Below are 21,862 nucleotides of genomic sequence, written 5' to 3'. Positions count from 1 at the left end.
GACCGCACTTGCTGGCCAGCAAGACCCGGTCCCGCTTGCCCTGCATTGCCTTACCCAGCAATGCCTCATTGGCTGGTGGCGCCATAGAGGGTAGCGGTATCAAAGTGGCGATAGCCCATGTCGAAGGCCGACTCCAGGGCTCGCAACGCCTCGGGCTCGGGAACCGGCCTGCCATAGCCATGGGAGAGGTTCATGGCGCCCAGGCCGATGGCGGGCGAAGAAACGTCCTTGAGGCGGTCGAATAGCGTCGACATGGCGATCCTCATCGGGTGGCAGACAGATAATGTCTCGAAGGAGTGGCGAGACCTAGTCTGCCACCATGCCGAGAGGGCCAGTGACATCGCAACACAGCAGCACTCAACGGCATTCACGCATCAACTTCATCAAGTTGCGAGAGGAGCTGGTAAGGATGGGGTGGTGGAGCTTCGCAAAATCGTAGGTAGACTCACGGAAAGACCTTACCTATCAAGAGGACCATTGATGCTGGGCAAGTCGGGACGGTATCGCGCATCATGCTGAGCTCGTCAGAGCTCCATCAGGCACAGTATGAGGAGATGCATATAAAGCCCCTGTACCGAGCAACGGCCTCACTGCTGGCGGTTACCGCGCTGTCAGGCTGTGCGGTCTACGCCGATGGCTACGGGTATGGAACCGGGCATTCCGGGTACGAACGTAGCCAGGGAGTGCCGAGGGGGCATCTTCCACCTCCCGGCGAGTGCCGCATCTGGTACCCGGATCGGCCGACGGGACAGTAACCCCCTCCCGGTGACTATTCCGAGCTCCTCTATCAGGTTCCACCCGGCGCACGGCTCATTCGCGGCTGACTCACCCTATAGGAAACAAAGATTTCTTGCTCACAGGGACTGTAGGGGAGAGAACAATCTTTCCGTGCCAATGTAGGAGATCTTCGGACACAGCGTGCTTTCGCCGTCGCCGAACGTGTCGTTCTCTTCGACGTATTGGTTGTACGCCTGGATGGCGTCGGCATTCTCCCGTTGCCACTGGGCGCGCTGCTCGGCACGGACCTGCGCTGCGAGGGCGATTTCCAGAGTGGCGAAGAGGTCGAGGCTCAGGCTCCTGGCTTTTTTAAGTTCAAGCAGGTCACTGTTGATGCTGACATTTGTCGGTTTCCTGGGGGCACGGGTAACGTAGATCTGATGCATGGCTGCAACCTCGCCAAGGTATGCGCACTTCAGATGCGGGGCAAGGCAAGGCAGGCGGGTAAGTAACAGACAGAGGCTGACAATGGCATCCACTCAGGACGAGGCGGCGCTTCTTTCCGATCGGCAGCTTGTCATGCTCGCCGGCGAGGCGGCCTTTGGCCGCGGCATGGATTATTTCAGGCAGGGCATGGTGCTTGGCTGGAACAAGAAGGGCAGTACGATCACCGCAGAAGTGGAGGGCAACGAGCGCTATCGCGTCGTGCTGAACCTGAGCAAGCGAGACCTGGATGGCGGGTGCGATTGCCCGGCCTCCGAGGGTATCGACTTCTGCAAGCATTGCGTGGCCGTTGCCATGGCCTACCGGTCGGATCAGGCCGAACAGGTGCGCTTGACGGAAGGCGATGCGACGGATCGTATCCATGCCTACCTGCAGCAGATGGACAAGGCGTCGCTGATCGAGGCGCTACAGTCAATTATCGAGAGTGACCCGGTGCTCCATCAGCAGTGGTCGCTGCGAGCCGACGCGGTGCTCGGCGTACTGGATCACAAGGCGCTGAAGAAGCGCATTACCGCGGCCTTTCCCATCAACCGCGACCTCTACCGTTACGGTCAAGTGAACGCTTACTTCGCCAAGGCGGAAGCCGTCGTCGAGCAGCTTGCCGAACAGGCGTCGCAACTGCCCCCGGAGCAGTGCCTGGCGCTGGTGGATTATGCGCTGTCTCGCATGGACCGGGCACTGGAAACCATCGATGATTCCGGTGGCTTCCGCTTCCATTGCGAAGCCAACCTTCAGACGTTGCATGTCCAGACCGTGAAACGGCTCGACTGGTCGCGCGACAGGCTGGCCGCGTATCTCTATGACAAGGCCTTTGGCGGCGGCGAGGACATGTACCCGGAGATTCCCGACGCTTATGCCGAGACGCTGGGCGAAGCGGGCATGGCGGCCTATCATGCCTACCTTCAGCAGGCCTGGGACAGCCTGCCGGATCTACCGGAACAGGCGGGGTGGACGGAGCAATACCGCTACATTCGTCTGCGCCGTCCCTTGTTCGAGCGCGCCGAGGCCGCCGGTGACCTGCCGACCAGGTTGGCGCTCTACGAGAAAACCGCCAGCCACGAGCGGGACTGCCTGGATGCCGCCGAGCTGTGCATCGCCCATGAGGCCTGGGATCAGGTGGAACCGTGGCTGAGGCGAGCGGAGAAGGCGGCATCCGGCAAGTTTCCCCAGCAGCACGTTGAACGGCAGCGGCTCGAGGTGCGTCTGCGCCTGCATCGCGGCGAGGCTGAATCCGCGGCGGAGCTGCAGTGGGGCATCTACCAGCGCACCCAGCGGTTGGAGGATTATCGCCAGCTGGTCGAGATGGCATCCGCGCATGGCCTGGCCATCGACTATCGCCAGCGTGCCCTGGAGTGGCTGACCCAGCGGCTTGAATCGGCCTCCAAGCCACGCTTCGGCTGGGCCCCGCGGGCCGAGGACTGTCTGCTGGCCATCTATCTGCACGAGGGGGCGCTGGCCGAGGCCCTGGCGCTATGCGCCGAGCGGCCGGTGTCGCTGACGCTGCTGCACCAGTTGGCACGGGCGTTGCCTGATCCCGACGAGAGCCAGCCGCTGTATCTGCGCCTGGTGCGTCATGAGGTCAGCCAGACCAACAATCAAAGCTATCGCAACGCTATCGCCCTGCTGCAGGAGCTGCGGGACAGCCTCGAGACCGCTGCCCAGCGTGAAGCCTTTAACCAGGCCCTGGCCCGTTTGAGCAGCGAGTTCAAGCAGAAACGCAATTTCATCAAGTGGTTGAGCGAAGCCTTCCCGACCTGAGCAAAGGCTTCATCCCGCTCGCCACGCGTCGAGCACAGTAGCACTTGGTCCATGCCTTGCCTGCTACGCACTCGCTTGAGCATGGTGAGGCGGTAGGTGGCGGCATGGGCGCTACGTTGCTGTTGCCCACCTCGGCGCTCGGGAGATCGTGCGCTGGCTCGATGAGAATACCGGGTACGACCAGAGGGTACAGACCCAGTAGGCATCTAGCTGTGTCTCGGCGAAGATTTGTGGCTTCCATAGTGGCGGCCAAAATTAAAATAACACGATGCCTTATTTTAATATTGAACCTAGATTAAAATACGCAATAACCCTATTTTATCTATCGCCGCTTTCGCGCGGTCAGGCGACGCTCCATGGAACGCGGACTCACAGGCCATTACATCGATACCATCGCCGGCGGCGTACGCTGTCAGGCGTTCATTCCTGAGCCGCTGCCGCCCCAACCTCCGCTGGTGTTGAACGGCAAGCTGCAGGGACGCATCAACCACGCCATGTTGGCGCTGGGTCGTCTCGATGCCATCAGTACTCTGCTACCAGAAGCATCGCTCTTCCTCTATAGCTATGTCCGCAAAGAGGCGGTCATGTCGTCGCAGATTGAGGGGACCCAATCTTCGCTCAGCGACCTGATGCTCTACGAGATGAAGGGCTTACCCGGGGTGCCCATGGATGACGTACAGGAGGTTTCCTGTTACGTGAATGCCCTGATGCTGGGCGTCCAGCGCATCCGCGAGGGTTTCCCCATCAGCCATCGGTTGGTCATGGAGGTGCATACCGCACTCATGACCTCGGGGCGTGGCATCCATCGGGGGCCAGGTCAGTTTCGCAGCAACCAGGTGTGGCTGGGCGGCCATCGCCCCGATGAGGCGGTCTTTGTGCCGCCACCACCTCAACATCTTGCAGAGTGCTGGTCGGCTCTCGAGCGATTCATCAACGACATTCCTGAGGCCACGGATCCATTGATCAAGGCGGCTCTGGCTCATGTGCAGTTCGAGACCATCCACCCGTTCATGGACGGCAACGGGCGCCTGGGCCGCCTGTTGATCCCCCTGATCCTGGTCGAGGCCGGCATCCTCAATGAACCCTTGCTCTATCTCTCGGTGTTCTTCAAGAAACATCGGCAGGTCTACTATGAGCGCTTGCAGCAGGTACGGGTAACCGGCGATTGGGAGGCCTGGCTGCTGTTCTTCGTTGACGCCGTAGCCGATACCGCTTCCCAGGCGGTGACGACCGCCCGGCAGCTCAATCGGTTGCGAGAGCAGGACAAGACTCGGCTGGCCGAACTCGGGCGCCAGGCAGGATCGGCGGGTCTGGTGCTCGATGCCCTGTTCCGGCTGCCCATTGCCAATATCAACCACCTCTGTCAGCAAACGGGGCTGACTCCGGCCACGGTGGGCAAGCTGCTGACGGCGATGGAAGCTAAGCTCGGCATCGTCGACGAGGTCACCGGACAGAGGCGCAACCGGATTTACGCCTACCGGGCCTATATCGATATTCTCAACCAGAACCCCTCATGACCGCGAGCGACGACTCGCGGGTGAAAGACGAGTTGGTGCAGACCCAGTAGCAATAAGCGAGAGCCTCTTTGCCCATTCGAGCATGCCCGCAACGGCGTAGCCTCATGCGCCTAAGTCGACTTGACGCGGCGGCCTGACTGCGGTGGACTCAAAGGACTGCTGGAGAACGCCACGGACGCGCTGCCCAGGATCGCCGGCCTTCCCGCCACTGTACAGGTGACCAGAGAGAATGGATGCCTCGCTGCTCTTCAATGAAGCCATTCACCGGTTCTGGTGGCTGATCCCGATGGCCCTGCTGGTCGGCCTGGTCAACTCGCCCGGCTTCAAGGGCTGTGTCGGCGAGGCCTTAGTCAGGGTGATCGCCCGGTTTCGGCTTCCGGCCGGGAAGTATCATCGGATTCACAACGTCACGCTGCCCACTCCAGACGGTACCACCCAGATCGATCACGTTATCGTTTCCCGATTCGGCATCTTCGTCATCGAGACCAAGCACATGAAAGGGTGGATCTTCGGTAGCGAGCATCAGTCGCGGTGGACCCAGAAATTTCGTCGTCAATCCTTCCCGTTCCAGAATCCGTTGCGGCAGAACCACAAGCACGTGAAGGCTCTGGAAGCCTTGCTCGAGCTCCCCGCGGACGTCATCCGTTCGGTCGTGGTTTTCACCGGCGGCTCGACGTTCAAGACCCGGATGCCGGCGAACGTCACCGTCGGCGGCGGCTATGTCGACTACATCCGGTCGTTCCAAGACGAGGTGCTGACAGAGGCCCAGGTTCAGGAGGCGCTTGCTGGCATCTGTTCCGGCCGGCTGGCGCCGACGCGCCAGACCCACCGCGATCACGTCGCCCGCCTCAAGGCCCGTTCCGACCCCAACGCTCAGCGCCAATGCCCCAAGTGCGGCAGTGAGATGGTGTTGCGCACGGCCAGGCGGGGTGACAGCGCCGGAAGGCAGTTCTGGGGATGCTCCGGCTACCCCAAATGCCGGACGGTACAGGAGGTCGCGTGATGATGGTGATAATCGACAGTTTGGCCGGTTTCGACCCGAAGCGGCCATGCCGGAAAAGGCAGCGAGCACATTCATTGGGGATATGCGGCATGCATGATGATTAGTGTTATGCTGCCGATTTATACATAATTGCGAGGCATTATCAATAGGATAAAAGGTGGTCGAGTTCGAATCATAATATTGTTAGCAATAAAGGGATAAATATGCCAACGGAAACAAAAGCCACTCTAGATCTTAATTTGACGAGGGCGGGCTACTTTTTAGATTTGCATGAGTCAGTACATGGTGGTGGGCAAGGCGCTCCTCGCAATCCGGTGCGAGAGTTGCCGAGAGCTGCAGTTGTGTTTGCGATTGGCGGATTCGACTCGTATCTGTCCGACGTGTCAGCAGAAGTGATAGTTAAACTTTTACAGCGAGATCTGCCCGAGGCACAAATCAGAGACATACTAAAACGTGTTCAAAACGAAATTCCGACACTCCCGCTTGAGCTTGCGCTTGTGCCAAATCATGAAGACCGAGTTCATCGAATCCAAGAGGCGGTTGCGGACCACTTTCACAACAGGGTTAGTAATCACGGAAAAAAAGCTGCATCTAGAACAATTGAGTTGCTTGGCGGAAAAGCGCAGAATTTGTGGAGTGCTCTGAATGGTTGCGGCTTTGCAAATGCAGCGGAAGAGTTAGAGGAGTGGACAACAAAGCGCCATGAAATTGTCCACCAAGGAAAAACAGTCAGAGTGCATCGCACACAAGCACGAAACTGTATCGAATTAATCGGTGGAATAGCCGATCGAATAGATAATCAAGCAAGTCAAACATTGGCCCAGTAAATAGTAAACAGGCGCTCCAGCCGACAGCTAAAGCGGCGACTGAGCTTAGGCGTTAGAACCGATTCGTTTAAAATGAAGAGGCAAATAACATGGCAAGATGCACTGCACCAGTACAAGGTCATCGCTCAGCGGCTGCTGCAGCTGCCTGTCCCGCATGCGGTGGCCGCTACCATGGCTATAGCAGCTACAGGTCATACCCATCCCCGTCTTATGACTCCTCGTCGGGGAGCAGTCGGAGTAATAGTGGAGGCTCCGCCCGTAGCACAAGGCCTAGCTGGTCACCAGCTGGTTCCTCTGTTGGGTACACGCCTTCCGAGGTGCAAGCACTTAAGCCAATCCGGCGCAGCGTCGAGGAGCGAGCGAAGCTGCCTGAACGTCGGGACGTATTTCTTTGCCATGCATGGGACGACCGGAAAGGGGCTGCAAAGGAACTTCACGACTTACTTGAGTTGCTCGATGTCTCAGTATGGTTCAGCGAAAAGGATGTCATGCTCGGCGCACCGTTACTCCGCGAAATCGACAAAGGACTAGCCAGGTCGAGAGTCGGGGTCGTTCTGGTAACTCCTGCGTTTCTTAGCCGTATTCAAGCAGAAGGTATCGCTGACAAAGAGCTTTCAACACTCTTGGCTCGCGACCTTCTCGTTCCTATAGTGCACGACACGACGTATGAAGCACTCCGCGATGTCAGCCCGCTACTTGGTTCGCGAAGTGGTCTGAGCACGGCGGAAGGTTCGATGTCGGATGTCGCGGACAAGCTCGCCGAGCTGGTCACCGTCTAGCGCGCTAGCATCGCTATGTTAATATCACCTTACCCAGGCAGTTTTTTTCTAAAAAGAAATGGTAGTACGACAGCCAACACTCCACGCCTTTTGTGTTACTCGCTATCGCTCAAAATTAACATAAAAGGCGCTCCGTGCTGGTTGCGACTGCGCTGGGCGTTATACATCAGGAAAATCTACATGGCCGCTCCTGACCGATTTCGGGTCCAGAGGCCGATACAATCCCGCTGAGATCCTTTCACCGCTTGAGGCGTGCATTCCTCTGTGGTCCCGTTTGTGAGCCAGACATGGAGCTGTGGCGTTCTATTCCAGTCATGAACCTGATAGTGTGAGAGTGACAGGTGGCTCAACACTGGGTTATGGGAGATGTATGAAATATTGACAGGGAGGGGGTGGCAAATGAAGTTCTCAGAGTTTATTCATAGAGGAATGTTGTCTTCGGGCAATAGGAGGGGTGACGGTATGCGTAAAGGATTACTGTTGGGAGGGCTCTTAATGGTGTCCTCTACAGCTATTGCGATGGATTACAGCCATCCTGGCTCACCATCCAGCACGACAGACTGCGTACAATACGCAACCTATGTTACAGATGGTGTTGAAGAGTTTATTTCATCAGAGGCGCCAAGGGATTTATCTAGAGAAGACCTTGATGAACTGATGGAAAAACGTGATGCAGTGCAGCAAGGCGCGGAATTTTATAACGAAATTAGAAGAATGATGGTTTACGATGCTTATGCTTGGTACAGAAGCACCAAATACGCTTATGACCCCGAAATGATGTATATGGAAATTCGTATGGAGTGCGAGATGGCCATAACTGATAAGGATTATGAAGAGGGTATGAAGGATTTGGAACGGCTGATGGGGGACTGACGGTGTGTACAGTAATGGTAGTTAGCTCAAACAAGAAAATCCAGCCGACCTATAAACCGCTACGCGTTTTTTCGGTAGATTGACTTGATGTTTACATTATAATCGCCTGAATGTCAGGTCTTGGCCGGATGGAGAATATTAGTCTATGCTGACGGATAGCTTTCGACCCAAAGCGGCCATGGAGGCAAAAGCAGCGGGCGCGTTCATCGGGGGTATGTGGCATGCGCGATTATCGGTGTAGCGGCGCAGAGGACGCCTTGTTTCAGTAGGGGCGTGAAACGCGGGTAGATGGGGCGTTATCTTGGAAACAGTGCCAATTGAAAGGAGGCGTCGTTCGGTAGTGAAAAACTTTACGAACAACCATCAGGCTGACCATTGGAAGTTGCGCGGTGGCCCAGCGGGGCTCCATGTATTCAATCGCGCTACTGGTCTGAATATCCTCGACGACGAAATATCCGTTCCAGTTGCGCTATGGTCACGAGCACCCCGCAACGTCTCGATCGCGCTCACGAACAGATGTGATCTCGCCTGTGTCCACTGTTTTGCGCCGAAGTCTCGCGACGCGCTTCCCTTCGACACCATCACGCGGTGGCTCTGCGAGCTTGACGCAAACGGTACACTTGGAGTGGGCTTCGGTGGAGGGGAGCCGACCCTGTACCCGAGGTTTGCTGAGCTGTGCCAGCACGCTGCCCGCGAGACGACGCTCTCGGTGTCATTCACAACGCACGGGCACCATATCGACCACGCGATGGCTGACAGCCTCCATGGAAACGTGCACTTCATCCGCGTGAGCATGGATGGCGTGAACGGTACATACGAATCCATCCGGAGACGGTCATTCGAGGCTCTGCGCGGCCGTCTGAAGGTCATCCAGGGAATCTCGCAGTTTGGAGTCAACGTCGTCGTCAATGAGCGCACTATTGGAGATCTCGACGAGGTCGCTGAAGTGGCCGCCGACTCCGGGGCCGCAGAATTGCTCCTTCTGCCCCAGGAGCGGACGCACACCGTATCGGCGATCGCAGCTGCAACTATGCGAGAGCTTCAATGTTGGGTTGACGGGTACGGCGGCCCTTTGAAACTCTGTATCAACGAGGCTCACGCCGAGGGCTTTCCAACCTGCGATCCGTTAGTCGCGGAGCATGGCCTTCGCGCCTATGCGCACATCGACGCAACAGGTGCCGTCAAGCCAACTTCCTATCACGCGACCGGTATTGCCGTAGGTGAAGGCGGCGTGTTGGAAGCACTCGATCTACTCGCCGGGGACGTGACGGAGGACCGGCCATGAAGATTTGGCATGAACACGGCTCGGAGCACTCGGCGAACCTCGTCATGATCGGGCACTTCGAGGATGCTACAGAGGCGACAAAGGCGAAAGAGATCATAGACGCACTGACGGATCAGGTTGCGAGGGACCAGGATTCCGGCGAGCTTGTCTTCGGCAGCCCCTCCGATCGCTACAGTAAAGACATGCTTGACCTGCTGGGTCAACTCAACGTGGCCTCGATCGGGCCAGGTGAGCTGGAGCAGTTCGCCTATGAGGTCAACATCGAGGTGGAGGGCGATAAGCTCATCTTCACCACCGACGAACTGGACATCGCCTCGTTTCTCAAGGTCCTGTTTCTCCGAGGGGCAAAGATCGAGCTCTACTCCGCGCACGACCACCCGGGTACCGGTCATGGACGCGGACAATAGTGCCGCGGAGCTGTCATGCCAAGATTGAACTGGGACGTGTTTAGGGGTTTGCCTGGGAGTGCGGAGATCAACTTCGAGCTGCTATGCAGGGGTATCGTTCGCCACAACTATGGCAGCTACGGCGTCCTTCGTGCCCTCGCGAATCAACCTGGCATCGAGTTTCACCTGAAGATCCAGCGGTGCAGCGATGCACTCGGAGACCCTGGCCGGTGTTGGGGTTGGCAGTGCAAGTGGTACGACCTGCCAGCGAGCGGTGCGCTTGGCTCGACGAGACGGAAGAAGATCGAAGAGGGCATCCGCAAGACGGAGAAGCACGTCCCAGGGATCACGGACTGGGTGTTGTGGACCCGCCAGACGCTGACAAAAGCCGACCAGAACTGGTTCGAAGGGCTCTCGTCGAAGATGACGCTGCATCTCTGGACGGCGGACGAGGTCGATAACCTCTTGGTAGGCCAAGCAAGCGTCTTCCGCAGCACGTACTTCGGGGACCTGATTCTGACGCCTGATTTTCTGCGTGAACGGCATGAGCAGTCCGTAGCCCCGATACGGGCACGGTGGCAGCCGGAGGTTCATCACGTCGTTGATGCTGAACGAGGTCTGCGGCGGATGCTCGGGGAGTCAGACTCGTGGGACGCCCTCCGTGCTGTGGCTGAAGAAATGCGCACGCAGGTCAATGCCACGGAGTCGGCACCAGCGGTACCGGCCCCCGTAGCACCCAGCGTGTCGTGCGTGGTCGAGAAGGCGACGCTCTTCGCTGATGCGCTCGAGCGCGTCGCAGACGCGGTCCGAGACGGGGACATCGACCTCCTACGCGACGAGCTCTGTTCGCAGCCGCGCGCACTGACTGCTGAAGTGGCGACTGCGCCACGAAGATTGCGCTCCGGCAACCACCAGGCGGGGCTCTACGTCACGAACGCCGTTGCTAGATGTCGCGAGACTCTGGACTTGTTCTCCGAGGTCGAGGAAGCGTTTTCGTCCCGCGTCGTCGCTCTAGTCGCCCCGGCAGGTTGCGGGAAGACGCACCTCGCTGCACAGCTGACGGCGGCCACAGACAACCGCCCCGACGGTGTACTCCTGCACGGTCGTGACATGCACGCTATGCACACGCTCGACGACCTGGCGCGCAGAGTGACCGTTGCTGGTCAGCCCGTTCAGACCATGGAGCTCCTCCTCGCAGCTGTGGATGCCGCTGGTCAGCGCGCTCGCCACCGGTTGCCGGTGGTCATCGATGGACTCAACGAATCAGAAGACCCACGGGTGTGGAAAGCGCAGCTTGCATCGCTAGAGGCGGTACTTGCGAAACACCCGTACGTGCTGCTTGTCTGCACCATTCGGCCAGAGTTCCAGGACGAAGCTCTTCCCGATGGCACGCGGAGCGTGGAGATCACCGACTACGGTGTAGACGCGATTGATGCGATCCGGCTCTACTTCCGGCACTGGAAGATCGACGCAACCGATGCTTCGCTGCCAGGCTTTCTTCGCCATCCGTTAACCCTCAGGCTGTTCTGCGAGGTGACGAACCCCACTCGTGAGAAGGTGGTTGGCATCGACGCGATGCCCGGCTCCCTGACGGCGTTGTTCGACCGCTACCTTGATCAGGTCGGTGACCGCATCGCGGACCTGGCTCCACGAACACAGCGGTACTACGCGCAAGATGTCCGCGCCGCGCTGACGACCTTTGCACAGCTCCTGTGGGAATCGCGCGCGCGTTCCGTGGACCTGTCCGAGCTCCGCCGCGCTCTCGGCGATGACGGGCGCCCCTGGGACCAGAGCCTCGTGCGCGCCTTGGAGCATGAGGGTGTGTTGTTGCGCATGCCGTCCGACAGTGGCGGCGCGTACGTACCTGTGTACGACCGCCTCGGGGGGCACATCATCGCCACCACTTTGCTCGCAAAGCACGGTCAGGCAGGCTTCGATACCTGGATCCGCGAGTCGAACACCACGGCCTTGCTGGCCGGCGACCACGACGAGCGACATCCTCTCGGTGACGACATCGTGTATTCGCTGGTTGGGCAGATCCCACGGCGCTTCTACTCGAAACAGTTGTGGCAGCTGGTCGACGAACCGATTCGCGCCCGAGCCCTCCGAACCGCCGCGAGGCTCGAGGCTGCCTATCTCGACGCGGCAACGGTCGATGCGCTGCTCGACCTCGTGCGCTCAGGGGACCCGGAGCTGCTCCGGCTGCTTCGGGAAACGCGGGGCGCAGCCAGTCACCCCCTCAACGCAGGCTCGCTCGAACAAGCCCTTCGACCGATGGGTGTGGCGGAGCGGGACCTGCGATGGACAGAGTGGCTCCGCCGGAACCAAAACGACGTTCTCAAGGATCTCGAGCACCTCGCGCAACGTTGGCAACACGGAGGAGTGCGCGCGGGCGACCAGCTCCGGGCTCGCTGGGTCATGTGGACGCTGACGACTAGCGTTCGACGGATGAGAGACCAGGCGACTTCCGCGCTCTATTGGTTTGGTCGAGCCGATCCTGGCAGCCTCTTTGAGCTGACGGTCGACGCGCTCTCCGTGAACGACGCCTACGTCGGTGAGCGAATGCTGGCTGCCTCATACGGGGTGGTGATGAGCCAACAGCAGGCGGCTGTTGCGTTGGCACAGGTGCTACAGGTGTTCCTTGTCGGTCTAGAGAACGCGCTCGTCGGACCGTCGGCGACAGCTCCGACGCTGCACTACCTCTCCAGGATGTACGCGAAGGGCATCGTCGAGTTCGCAGCCAAGTTCTGCTCCGCGACGCTGCCCGCTGGATTGCAGGGTGATTGGGCGTTCGCTGCCCCCGCGCAGGTGACGCCCATCTCGGAGGGCGACCCGCGAGCCGATGAGCTGAAGCACACCCTTCAGATGGACTTCGAGAACTACACGCTCGGCAGACTCTGCGCTGACCGGGCGAACTACGACATGAACCACCAGGGCCACAAGGCTGCTGTGGCCTATGTTCTCGGTGTCACCTGGGACCTCGGATGGAGGGCAGATACCTTCGAGGCCCTCGACCGACGCATTGCTGAGGATGAGTATCGGGGCCGAGGACATCGCCCCCCCGCCGAACGCTACGGCAAGAAGTACAGTTGGATCGGCTTCTTCACCTATGCAGGCCTACTCGACGATTCAGGACGCTTCCCGCGCGAGGGCCGGCCATTCACAGACGTGGACATCGACCCCTCATTCCCCGAGGAAGCGCCTATCGACGGGCACGGTGACGTGCCATCGGCGTGGTTGTCACCAGAGGTTGAAAGCCACGAGAGCTGGGTCTGCGGTAACTCGACTTCACTCCCTCGCGAGCTGCTCGTTCGGGAAAAGATCGGCGAGCACGAAGGGCCCTGGATTCTCGTCCACGGCTTCCTGAAGGCAGAGGACAGACTGCTCGGGCGAGAGGCCTGGGCGTTCATCTCCACGCTGGTGGTCGAGAAGAGTGGCAAGGTCGACCTCGTTGCGGCCCTTGAGGGCGGTGCGCGGCCGTGGGTCGCCCGCGATGTTCCAAGTGACCACTACACGTTCGCGGGGGAGATTCCGTGGCACCCGAGATTCGCGGCCGTTGCGCTCGAGGAGTCGGGCACGGATGGCGCGTATCGAGAAGATGTTCGGTGCGGGGCGAAAGCGGTCGGGGTCGAGGTGCTCGCCCATGACTATGCATGGGAGAGCTACCACAGCGAAATGAACCAAGCCGGGAGTGCGCGAGTTCCGTCTCTACGCTTCTCGTCGCAGTTCGACCTTAGGAGCGTGCCGCAGGGCTTTGACCAGTGCCTGGCTGACGGCAGGAGAGCGAGCATCACACTCAGTGGGGTCGATGGTCTCCAGGGAGACGTGTTGTACCTCCGCGAGGACCTGCTTGAGCAGTACGTCGGCGACCGCGACATTGTGGTGTTTGCTTTTGGCGAACGAGAACTGAGACCCTATCCGCCCTCGCGGCCACAGTGGCTTCTTGATGCCCAACGGCAGCAGACGAACGCGTGGCACAGGGTGCTGAATGAGTCAGACTGACGGAGAGTGCGAGATGCGGCAAGGATGTCCCTTGGCCACGCTACCTGCCAGAGCCCTGCCAAGCAAAGCCGCTAACAAGGCGGTCAACCGGACGCCTTCGGCGCCAGTTACCTTTAGCGTTAGCTGAATAGGGTATGAAAAGACTCATTTATCTGGATTCAAATGTCATCATTGATATGTGTGAGGGAAGGCTAGATGGCCTTAAGTCCTATGTCCTGAAGACGGCAAAGTCTTCTGACGTGGTGTTTCCTTTCAGCGCAGCACAAGTTTCGGAAATAACGAGCAACCCCTTAACCGACCGGTGTCGTGAACGCCTCGAACTCATCAATGAAATGAGCCAAGGCTTATATTTCGTGCATAGCGTTTATGACTATGAGTTCAGAGTTCAGTCTCCCTTTGAAGTATGGGAAACCATAAACGAAGCAACGCTGGGTATCGACGAGAAACAATTCCTGTCAGAGCTGGTGCCTTTTGATCTAATTAAAGAGATGCGAGCCCAATTGGGTATAGATCCGAAAGAGTTGAACAATTTGTCAGGGAAAGCTGCGGTTGAGATTATTGATAGAGTATTGTCGGATTCTGTAACCGGATCCGGTTCGGGGCCTTCCTCCCTCAGGGAGCTTGTTGATTATTCAAAGATTTTGAATCGTCAAACCTTTTCCCAACAGTGGGAAGCCATGGGGACGTCCGAAGAGCATATGACGATTGGTTCTGATTTACACAGTACCTTTTCCTTATTGGAGGCATTTGGTTATTGGCCAGATACGGAAAAGGTCTGTCGGAAAGGGTCGCGCTACCCCGATAGTCAGCACGTTTTTAACAGCGCCCACTGTCACTCCCTCGTGACACGGGACAAAGGAATGAAAAATAGAGCTGAGGCAGTTTTCTCAATATATGGAATTCAAACCAAGGTATTGCATACCAAGGAGTACCTCGCAGAGCTCGGCCTCAGCTAACCAGTGGGTGAAACTGACAGGTACTACGCTGCGCTCCGTCTTGGCGGCTTACCCAAGGCATTAAAACATAAGGTGACATATGGACCAAGAGACTGAGCTTTTAGTAGAGGCAATCACAAGCCTGAAATCTGAACCCAATTATTTCAAAGACTATGTTTTTCCCATCGCAAGCGCTTTTTTCACCTCGATTCTTGGTGCATCAATAGCCTATTTCACTTTGAGACATCAGGAAGGTGTTCAGATTGAAAAAGAAAAAATGGATGCGACGAATAAGTGGACGTTAAATGCCGAGGAAGCGCGAAGCACTCTATTTGCAGTCAAGGGAAATTATCATGGGGAGCTAAACGAAAACCCTTTCCAGCGTATCATCTCTATTCCAAGCATCTTATTTAAAGCGAAACCTCTGACAGAGGATTTTCAGGGGCTTTCATTTATCGTTCCAGTAAGAGACGATACCAAAGACGAGATCCCCAAGTGGAGTCAGATCCCCAGAGTTAGGGCCATGGTTTCCAATTACAATTACCTGATAGAGCTATGGGAGCAGCGGAATACGCTCAATGAACAGTTCAAATCACGTGTCTTCGATGTGCATGGGGATAACGCGAGGATGACGTTATCAAAAGACGACGTGATTCAGGCCGTTGGCCAAGCGTTCTTGGCCACATTTACCGATTTAAATGAACGTGTGATTAGTTTAACCGACGACATCATTATAGAACTCGATAATTTCTTAATAGAGTTTCCCAAATATGCGAAGAGTAAGATACAAACCAAGCGCTTGAAGCATTATGGATCTGTTCTGATGCACTCCAATAACGAAAACCCGCTCATTCTCGAGTTGCTGAAAAAGTCACCAGATCCTGATTTTAAGATTCTAAGTGAGATAATCGGTGAGTCGGAAGAAGCTATTCGACAACGACATGCGACTGGGTATTGAAAGAAAACTTAACAATGTGGTTAACGCGACGCCATCTACGCTGCGCTCCGTTGGCGCCCATTACCACTGGCGTTATATATAAGCAAGCTATCAATGGCCGCTCCTGGCCGATAGCAGCTGTGTATCATATGGTCGTTTTTTGCGCGCTGACCGCCCCTCCAAGAGGCCCTAAAGGGGCGGTTTTTCGTAAAGAAGTTGTGTAAATATTTCTATGCAAAACAAAGCGTACTTTTCATTAACACCTTGTGAATGAAGAGTTCAAAGTGAAGCAGCGTAGTTGACAGTTTCCTCCCAGTCCGACTTGTAGCGCGGATCGATGTGCGTGGCCGGCTCGGACTCTTCCAGAAGGGCTACGTTCTCCGGCTTGTTCCACCACCCCAGATCCGCTAGTGCTTCTTGTGCACTGAAGGCCCCGTCAACCTTGTCGATTATCTTGCTTACGTGGGAGTTCTCGAACTTCTCAAGCATGATCGAGGCGCGGCGCGTCAGTTCCCGAGTGATGACGGGTGCGGCCTGCCCGGTCAGCCGGCTGGCGCGTATCACATAGTTGACGCCGGGGATAATGCCAAGCGCTGCCAAGCCACGCTCGGCAAGGGTGGAGGGGTTATCGGGTTCGAGCAAGTGATGCCCTGCAATCACCTCGTAGAGCGAAGCCAGGCTGCTAACCACCGGCACATAGTCCAGTGCCGCCTTCCCGGCGAAGTTGCCAGTCGGGTTGGTGCGCAGGAAATGAAGGAGCTTCCCGGACAGCTTCCCGGCTGCCTCGGCGGGACTCCAGAGGCCAGCAACCGGCGTGGTGATCAGATCGGAATCGGGAGATGTCGTGCTTGCCGGGTGCAGGGAAAACTTGGTGGCAATGTCGGTCAGGAAGTTGTCGGCCACCCGGTTGACGTGGGGGTTGGGCGCAAGGCCAACGGGCTGGTAAGTGAAGTTCACATCACCATTAATGGTCGGTAGTGCCACTCGCTGGGTATCCCGGCGAGATTCGGCAATGTAATCGGCAGGATTGAATACGAAAGGCGTCATGCCCGCATTTATCAGGGTGATCTCTGGGTCCAGACGGCCGTGCGCCGTGGTCATGGCCGCGACGGAATCGCCAAGCATCGTGAGGTGGCTGTTATCGTCGGGGATGCGTCCGCCACCCGTCACCGGGCGCTGCATGATGTCGCCAAGCAGTGCATCGACTGCCCGCTCACTGCCGCCTTGTTCGAACAGTTCCATCAACCCCATGCGTTGGCCGTTGAGATTCACCTGAAAGCTGTCATTGAGGAGATTGCCAAGCTCACTGCCCAGCTCGTTGAGCGGGCTCATTGTGCTTCGTTGATGAGTGCTGATCAGGGTGTGATGTCCGCCGGGTGCGGCACGGTTCAACTGCTCGATGTGCCGTTGCTCCAGCTTCTGGATATGCGCCGACTCGGGTGTGTCGACATTGCGGATGGCCCAGATGAGGTGCTGGAAGTCCTTCTTGTTGATGTCGCCGCGCCCGTGCATCTCGCTCAGGCCGCGATAGACCGGTAGCAGAGGTTCGGCAATATAATCGCTCGACGGGCGAAGGGTGAGTTTTTCTCCAACTTCGGGCGCTGGCAGCTCATCATCCATGCAGGCGCCATTGAGGCGCAGGGTGACTCGGGTTCCGGGCGGCACAATCAGACGGCCATTTTGTTGGCTGGGCGCTTTCGGGGTCGGCAGTTCGTTGGCCTTCTGCGCCAGTCCCTGACCGACAAGGGGCATCGACAGCATGGCCATTGTGAGATGGTCGTTGATGCTGGTGTAGCCCTGCTCCTCGTAGCGGGAAAGGTTGCGCTCCCACTCGGCCTCGACTTCGAGCAGGCGGTCGGGATGGGCAAGCTCTGAGGCAACAAGGGGTACCTGCTGATTGCGCAAAACGGGCTTCAGCAGATGCTCGGCGCGCATGGCGGCCTGACGATCCTCCGGCGAGAGCGGCTTAAGACCATTGAGTTCGTGGTTGACCTGATTGCGCCGGCCGCTGGTTACACGGTTCAAGCCATTGCCCAAAGTGCCGCCGATATCCGGTATCGTCTTGCAGCCGGTGAGAAGTCCGGCAGCCGCGGTCATGCCAAGCGACTGGAGCAAGCGGCGACGGGTGAGTGTCCTTTTTAACATGGTTACATTTTCCTTTACAGAAATTGCCCCTTGAACTGTCCCGGGACTCCCGGAGGCTCCAAATCTTGAGAGGAGGGAGCCATGAACAGTGCGTAGCCCCCTCGCTGGTGTCCGACATTAGGCTCTAACTAGGCACCTGCTATGTCGAAGTCGTCAGGATCGCTCGGCAGGTCGTAAAGCGCGTCCTCAGAGCCCACGTAGTAGACGTCATAGGGGTTCTTGCCCATTCGGGGCGGCTGAAAGCCCTCGCTGTCCGGTTCAGCGTCAACATCGTAGAAGTATTGGAACTGCAGGGTTCCGCCAGGCCGCATGAAGCAGGTCGCAGTGTCCACCACTTCCTCATCATCACTGGCGCGGCGGTGAGGCTTCGCCAGGCTAGACCCACGATCGAGATCGCTTCCGGAATCACCATAATTGAGGGCACTTTTGTTCCCGACATATGCACCTAGCGACCTCTCGGGAGGCGTGCCGCGTGATGTATCCCGGGGCTGGTAGCGGTGAGCTCGTTCAAGCGGTTGCACCCAGTAAGACATAGCGCCGGCCATTGCAGGCAACGGATCCCCCATTACCGGCTCATACGCATCAGTGTTGCCTGAGATACGAAACACCGCATATGCGGCGTCCGGCGGCAGTACCGCCGCGACGGTTCGGTATAAAGGCTTATATGCTGTTTCCTCGGTATACCCATAGGCGTAGCGAGCAATATGGAAGCCCTCTACGGATTTCAGCTCGCCTCCACGCGTAAGGTAGAAATGCTCAACTTCGACCTCGCCGACGGTAGTCCACCGGTACTCGGGTTGCCCCCAAGACGCCGCCGAAACCAGAACCTCACCGGTGTCGCGATACAGAATATCGCCTCGTAGCTTCGAGACGGGCATGACCGCGCGATTGCCAGCCAACGCCGTGCGATCAGGAGTGAATCCTATCTCCTGTGTTAAGGCTTCTCGAAAATCGAGTGAGATCGCCTGATCCGGGATATCCACGCCAGCCAATCGCTCGGGGGTGCGCTCATCATTGATAGGGTCCTCTCCCAGGCCGATAAGATTGCCGCCGGTACATGACATGACATAGGGCCGATCACTGAGATCTTCCTCGAACAGGCCACAGCCTGACAGGGAGAGCCCAAGGACACCCAGGGCCAGGCCCTGGAGCGAGCGCTTCTTGAAACGAGAATATGCAAGGATAGATGACATAGTGTTTCTCCTGAGGTTTGGCGATAGCCTTGAAGTAGGGGGCGCAAAAGCACCTCGCTGTGACCACCACCTAGGCCCCATCTTCGTGGCCGGCGAGTTCCACTGTCTGTCAACCGAGTTGTAACCTAAGCCAGCTTATAGGTGATCAACATGTGTTACTCCCCGGGGCGTAAGCAAGCCATCCTTAACAAAATAGTGGGACCGGAGTTGAGGTTTGCCTCGGCGTAATGATCTTCGAAATCGGTACCGCATGCGGCCAGCAGCGTGGCAGCTAGTGCGCCGAGGGAAAGAAATGAAACCGGGATCACAATGAAGCAGTTAACAAACCTAAGTATTATTTAATAGTATGCGCAATAAAGACCGGGGCGCATACCCCGGACTTCATACCTTTCATTACCCGAAGGTGCTACTTCCTCCAGGGCTTGTCTTGCAGGAGTTTCAGCACACCGCTGACCATCCGCACGTAGAACCAGATCGTGAGGATTAGCCCGGGAATCCAGATGAACAGCGTTCCTCCGAATCCAAACCCGACTGCAGAAAACATGATGATCGTCAGGATGAAGTAGAAGAGCAACAGAACTACTGAACAGATAAAGGAGATCCAGAAAGTCTTGATGATGTTGGAGTAGTGTTGTTTGACCAGCGGCGAGGCATCCCCACGCTGCACGTACGAGATAATCAAGGCCACCAGCGAGGTAAACCACAGCAGAGGGGTGACCAACATCAGCACATAAGACGCGAGAGCAATTTTCTTGTCCATGCTCCCCTCTTTCAGTGAGGAAGCGAGACTAGACTTGCTTGGTTCGGCTGCTGTGCTGTTGCTCTCACCAGGTGTGCTTTGTGTGGTGTCGGTAGGTGCGATGTCTTGAGACATGGTTCATCCTTGATGTAAATGAATGATGGAGGCGGACCCCCGGGTAGTTGATGCAACATACTCTGCCAGGCTGCCTGCTGATGGCGATATCCTGTAGACTGTGATCACCAATGCCTCGGATGTTGGTGGGCTACAAGTGCGTTTCCCAAGGCAGTCCCGACACAATCGCGGCAGCTCGATGCCGAAACGAGTGCTCACTTTGCATGGCCGCATCAGCCAAGTCATCATCCGGTGAAACCGAACTACTCTCTCCTGCCATTATCAGACAGTCGAGGGCCGAGCCCCGTGTCAGGTTTTCAATTGTCGGCGGTTAGTTAAGAAGACTTCTCATCTCCCCTTCTTGGCGTAATCATCACGCAAAGAGCCGATCTTTTTGTCAGATCGAGCATCACGTCCATCAGGGTTGCGCACTGTGCCAGCAGGTAGGCCACGTGTTCTTTCGAAGGTACCCACACGACAATCACTACGGGTCTTACGGACCATGGCGAGGACTCCTAATCTTAATGAGCCAACAATATATTCATACTTATCAACGTGGATCAACCCTCCATGAGTCACATGTCCATCAGAAGTGAGTGCGAAATAGGTGAAGAGTTGAGCTCTGTCAAATTTTGTGTACGGCAGTCAGGCAGCGCCTCTATCTGACTGATTGGTCAGCTGCTCTCCGTTCTGGAGCATGTCGTTGTTGACGGCCAGTGCCTGCTTCTTCAACCTCGTTATGCGATTCCAGCGCTTCTCGGCACACAGGAGCAGTTTGAAGACCATCGCCAAGGTCGTTTCCCGGGAGCCGCAGCTCCGGCTGCGCTTGGCCATCAGACGGACTGAGGCGAAGGTCGATTCGATCGGGTTGGTAGTGCGTATGTGCACCCAGTACTCTGCCGGAAAGTCGTAGAACGCTAGCTGCTCGTCCCGATCCTTAGCCAGGCCAGGCTCTCGTAGGCCCGTAAGCAGTCCCTTCCAACTGGCTTCCGACGCATGTTGGCAATCCTCGACGTCCACCAGCTCATAAAACGAGAAGAGGTTGCCGACCACCGGGAGGTAAGCAGCCACCTGCCCGCGCTCTTGACCGCCTGACCATGTTCTAACGGGCCGAGCTTGCTCTCGGCCAAAGTTCGGAAATCTTTTCCGGCTAGTAGCTTGGCATGCCGAAAATATTCCAGCGCGACACGACCGGCGTTGAGACACGATTCACATCACGGACAGGAGGCATATTGACAGCAGCACGCTTCCCACCATCCACCGTGATCGGTTGGGTAGGCTGAGCTATTGTCCAGCCCGGCCCACCATAGATTGGGATGTGCACGATTGACGCATCCGGCCTCACAATCATCAGGTTCGCTGAAAGCGATGCTCGGTGAACAAGCTTTGCTCGCGGTAACGGGAGCATGGTCAGCAGTTGACCTACTTTTTCCCACGAGAACAATCCTTTCTACTGCCTTGCCTTGTTGAACACCTGAGCGGCAATGAGGGCATGCAGGTGTGGCTGACCTGACTTGACCGGTGCTGAACGGGCAGGTCCCCACCGATATCGTGGCACCGTTCTCCGGGCAGGGCCTTGGCACAGTCGATACATCGGTTCGACAGTGATGGGATTCTGCCCAGCGGACCATCGGCACGAGGCGGACCCTGGCCACGCTGGAGGGTCAGGGCGACAGGCGCAGCGCGACCAGGCGCTCGAAGAACGCCTCGGAAAACGCCACATCGGGATCCGAGCTCACGGTGCTGCTGGGCGCGCCCAGGGACAGCGACGGAGGGCTCGACTCCGTGGAGCGAGACGCGTCACCGCTGGGCGTCTCGGCATCGCCAGGCTCCGGTGGTGACGCGGGTGTCGGCGCCTTTCCGTCGGGTGCTGAACCATACACCCCGGTGGGTGCCGGCAGAGGGGCCAGGGAGGCCACCGTGGCCAGGTCCTGCGGTAGGTCGTCGGACAGCCGCCTCGCGAAGCGTCGCAGGGTCGGCTCGTTGAGGGCGTAGAAGACACAGTCGCTGTCGTCGGCGCCGGTCCGGCGAATGATGCGTCCCAGCACCTGGCGGAAGTGCTGTTCGGTGCGAATGTGGCTCAGGTAGCAGCACACCCGGAGCCGCGGGATGTCGACGCCCTCGCTGACCATGCCCACCGAGACGATC

At 57.6% G+C, this 21,862-nt stretch carries 16 protein-coding genes and 2 pseudogenes; 11 read left to right on the top strand and 7 right to left on the bottom strand.

All coding sequences use genetic code 11. The features are described 5' to 3' along the window. Positions 1-254: pseudogene (locus tag FEF15_RS17400) on the bottom strand (aldo/keto reductase); the annotation flags it as partial. A gap of 600 nt (positions 255-854) precedes the next feature. After that, positions 855-1,163 (bottom strand): type II toxin-antitoxin system CcdA family antitoxin, encoded by a 309-nt coding sequence (locus tag FEF15_RS17395; RefSeq protein ID WP_163560440.1) that lies wholly within the window; start codon positions 1,161-1,163, stop codon positions 855-857. Between the two features lie 82 nt (positions 1,164-1,245). Here FEF15_RS17395 and FEF15_RS17390 point away from each other — a divergent pair, with 82 nt between their 5' ends. From FEF15_RS17390 to FEF15_RS17340, 11 genes are all read left to right on the top strand, one after another. Next, positions 1,246-2,979, top strand: a complete 1,734-nt coding sequence (locus FEF15_RS17390; RefSeq protein WP_163560438.1) for a hypothetical protein — start codon at positions 1,246-1,248, stop codon at positions 2,977-2,979. Positions 2,980-3,335: 356 nt separating this feature from the next. Beyond that, on the top strand, positions 3,336-4,496 hold the full coding sequence (locus tag FEF15_RS17385; protein ID WP_163560436.1) for a Fic family protein: 1,161 nt from the start codon (positions 3,336-3,338) through the stop codon (positions 4,494-4,496). A gap of 229 nt (positions 4,497-4,725) precedes the next feature. After that, positions 4,726-5,499 (top strand): NERD domain-containing protein, encoded by a 774-nt coding sequence (locus FEF15_RS17380; protein ID WP_163560434.1) that lies wholly within the window; start codon positions 4,726-4,728, stop codon positions 5,497-5,499. A 203-nt stretch (positions 5,500-5,702) separates the two neighbouring features. Beyond that, positions 5,703-6,326 (top strand): hypothetical protein, encoded by a 624-nt coding sequence (locus FEF15_RS17375; RefSeq protein ID WP_163560432.1) that lies wholly within the window; start codon positions 5,703-5,705, stop codon positions 6,324-6,326. A gap of 317 nt (positions 6,327-6,643) precedes the next feature. Continuing rightward, a complete protein-coding gene (locus tag FEF15_RS17370) occupies positions 6,644-7,105 on the top strand; it encodes a toll/interleukin-1 receptor domain-containing protein (protein ID WP_240454225.1) in 462 nt (153 codons plus the stop codon). 399 nt (positions 7,106-7,504) lie between these two features. Continuing rightward, positions 7,505-7,978: a hypothetical protein gene (locus FEF15_RS17365; RefSeq protein WP_163560428.1), complete on the top strand. Its 474-nt coding sequence runs from the start codon at positions 7,505-7,507 to the stop codon at positions 7,976-7,978. A gap of 340 nt (positions 7,979-8,318) precedes the next feature. Beyond that, positions 8,319-9,263, top strand: coding sequence for a radical SAM protein (locus FEF15_RS17360; RefSeq protein ID WP_163560426.1), 945 nt, complete (start codon positions 8,319-8,321; stop codon positions 9,261-9,263). Beyond that, on the top strand, positions 9,260-9,670 hold the full coding sequence (locus FEF15_RS17355; RefSeq protein WP_163560424.1) for a DUF6375 family protein: 411 nt from the start codon (positions 9,260-9,262) through the stop codon (positions 9,668-9,670). Before FEF15_RS17360 ends, FEF15_RS17355 begins: the two co-directional genes overlap by 4 nt. A gap of 15 nt (positions 9,671-9,685) precedes the next feature. Further along, positions 9,686-13,651 carry an ATP-binding protein gene (locus tag FEF15_RS17350; protein WP_163560422.1) on the top strand — a complete coding sequence of 1,322 codons (3,966 nt, stop codon included), beginning with the start codon at positions 9,686-9,688 and terminating at the stop codon, positions 13,649-13,651. Positions 13,652-13,785: 134 nt separating this feature from the next. Then, a complete protein-coding gene (locus FEF15_RS17345) occupies positions 13,786-14,607 on the top strand; it encodes a hypothetical protein (RefSeq protein ID WP_163560421.1) in 822 nt (273 codons plus the stop codon). 79 nt (positions 14,608-14,686) lie between these two features. After that, positions 14,687-15,544 carry a hypothetical protein gene (locus tag FEF15_RS17340; RefSeq protein ID WP_163560420.1) on the top strand — a complete coding sequence of 286 codons (858 nt, stop codon included), beginning with the start codon at positions 14,687-14,689 and terminating at the stop codon, positions 15,542-15,544. A 258-nt stretch (positions 15,545-15,802) separates the two neighbouring features. Here FEF15_RS17340 and FEF15_RS17335 read toward each other — a convergent pair whose 3' ends face one another. From FEF15_RS17335 to FEF15_RS17315, 5 genes and pseudogenes are all read right to left on the bottom strand, one after another. Beyond that, positions 15,803-17,668: a hypothetical protein gene (locus FEF15_RS17335; RefSeq protein WP_163560419.1), complete on the bottom strand. Its 1,866-nt coding sequence runs from the start codon at positions 17,666-17,668 to the stop codon at positions 15,803-15,805. A gap of 128 nt (positions 17,669-17,796) precedes the next feature. Continuing rightward, positions 17,797-18,861, bottom strand: coding sequence for a hypothetical protein (locus FEF15_RS17330; RefSeq protein ID WP_163560418.1), 1,065 nt, complete (start codon positions 18,859-18,861; stop codon positions 17,797-17,799). A gap of 406 nt (positions 18,862-19,267) precedes the next feature. Continuing rightward, positions 19,268-19,735, bottom strand: a complete 468-nt coding sequence (locus tag FEF15_RS17325) for a hypothetical protein (protein WP_163560417.1) — start codon at positions 19,733-19,735, stop codon at positions 19,268-19,270. Positions 19,736-20,359: 624 nt separating this feature from the next. Then, positions 20,360-20,734 carry a transposase gene (locus FEF15_RS17320; protein ID WP_240454226.1) on the bottom strand — a complete coding sequence of 125 codons (375 nt, stop codon included), beginning with the start codon at positions 20,732-20,734 and terminating at the stop codon, positions 20,360-20,362. 644 nt (positions 20,735-21,378) lie between these two features. Then, positions 21,379-21,862 (bottom strand): annotated as a pseudogene (locus FEF15_RS17315) (helicase); the annotation flags it as partial.

The organism is Halomonas sp. NO4 (genome assembly GCF_010994375.1).
Taxonomy (GTDB): Bacteria; Pseudomonadota; Gammaproteobacteria; order Pseudomonadales; family Halomonadaceae; genus Halomonas.
This window is presented reverse-complemented; position numbering and strand designations above follow the sequence as displayed.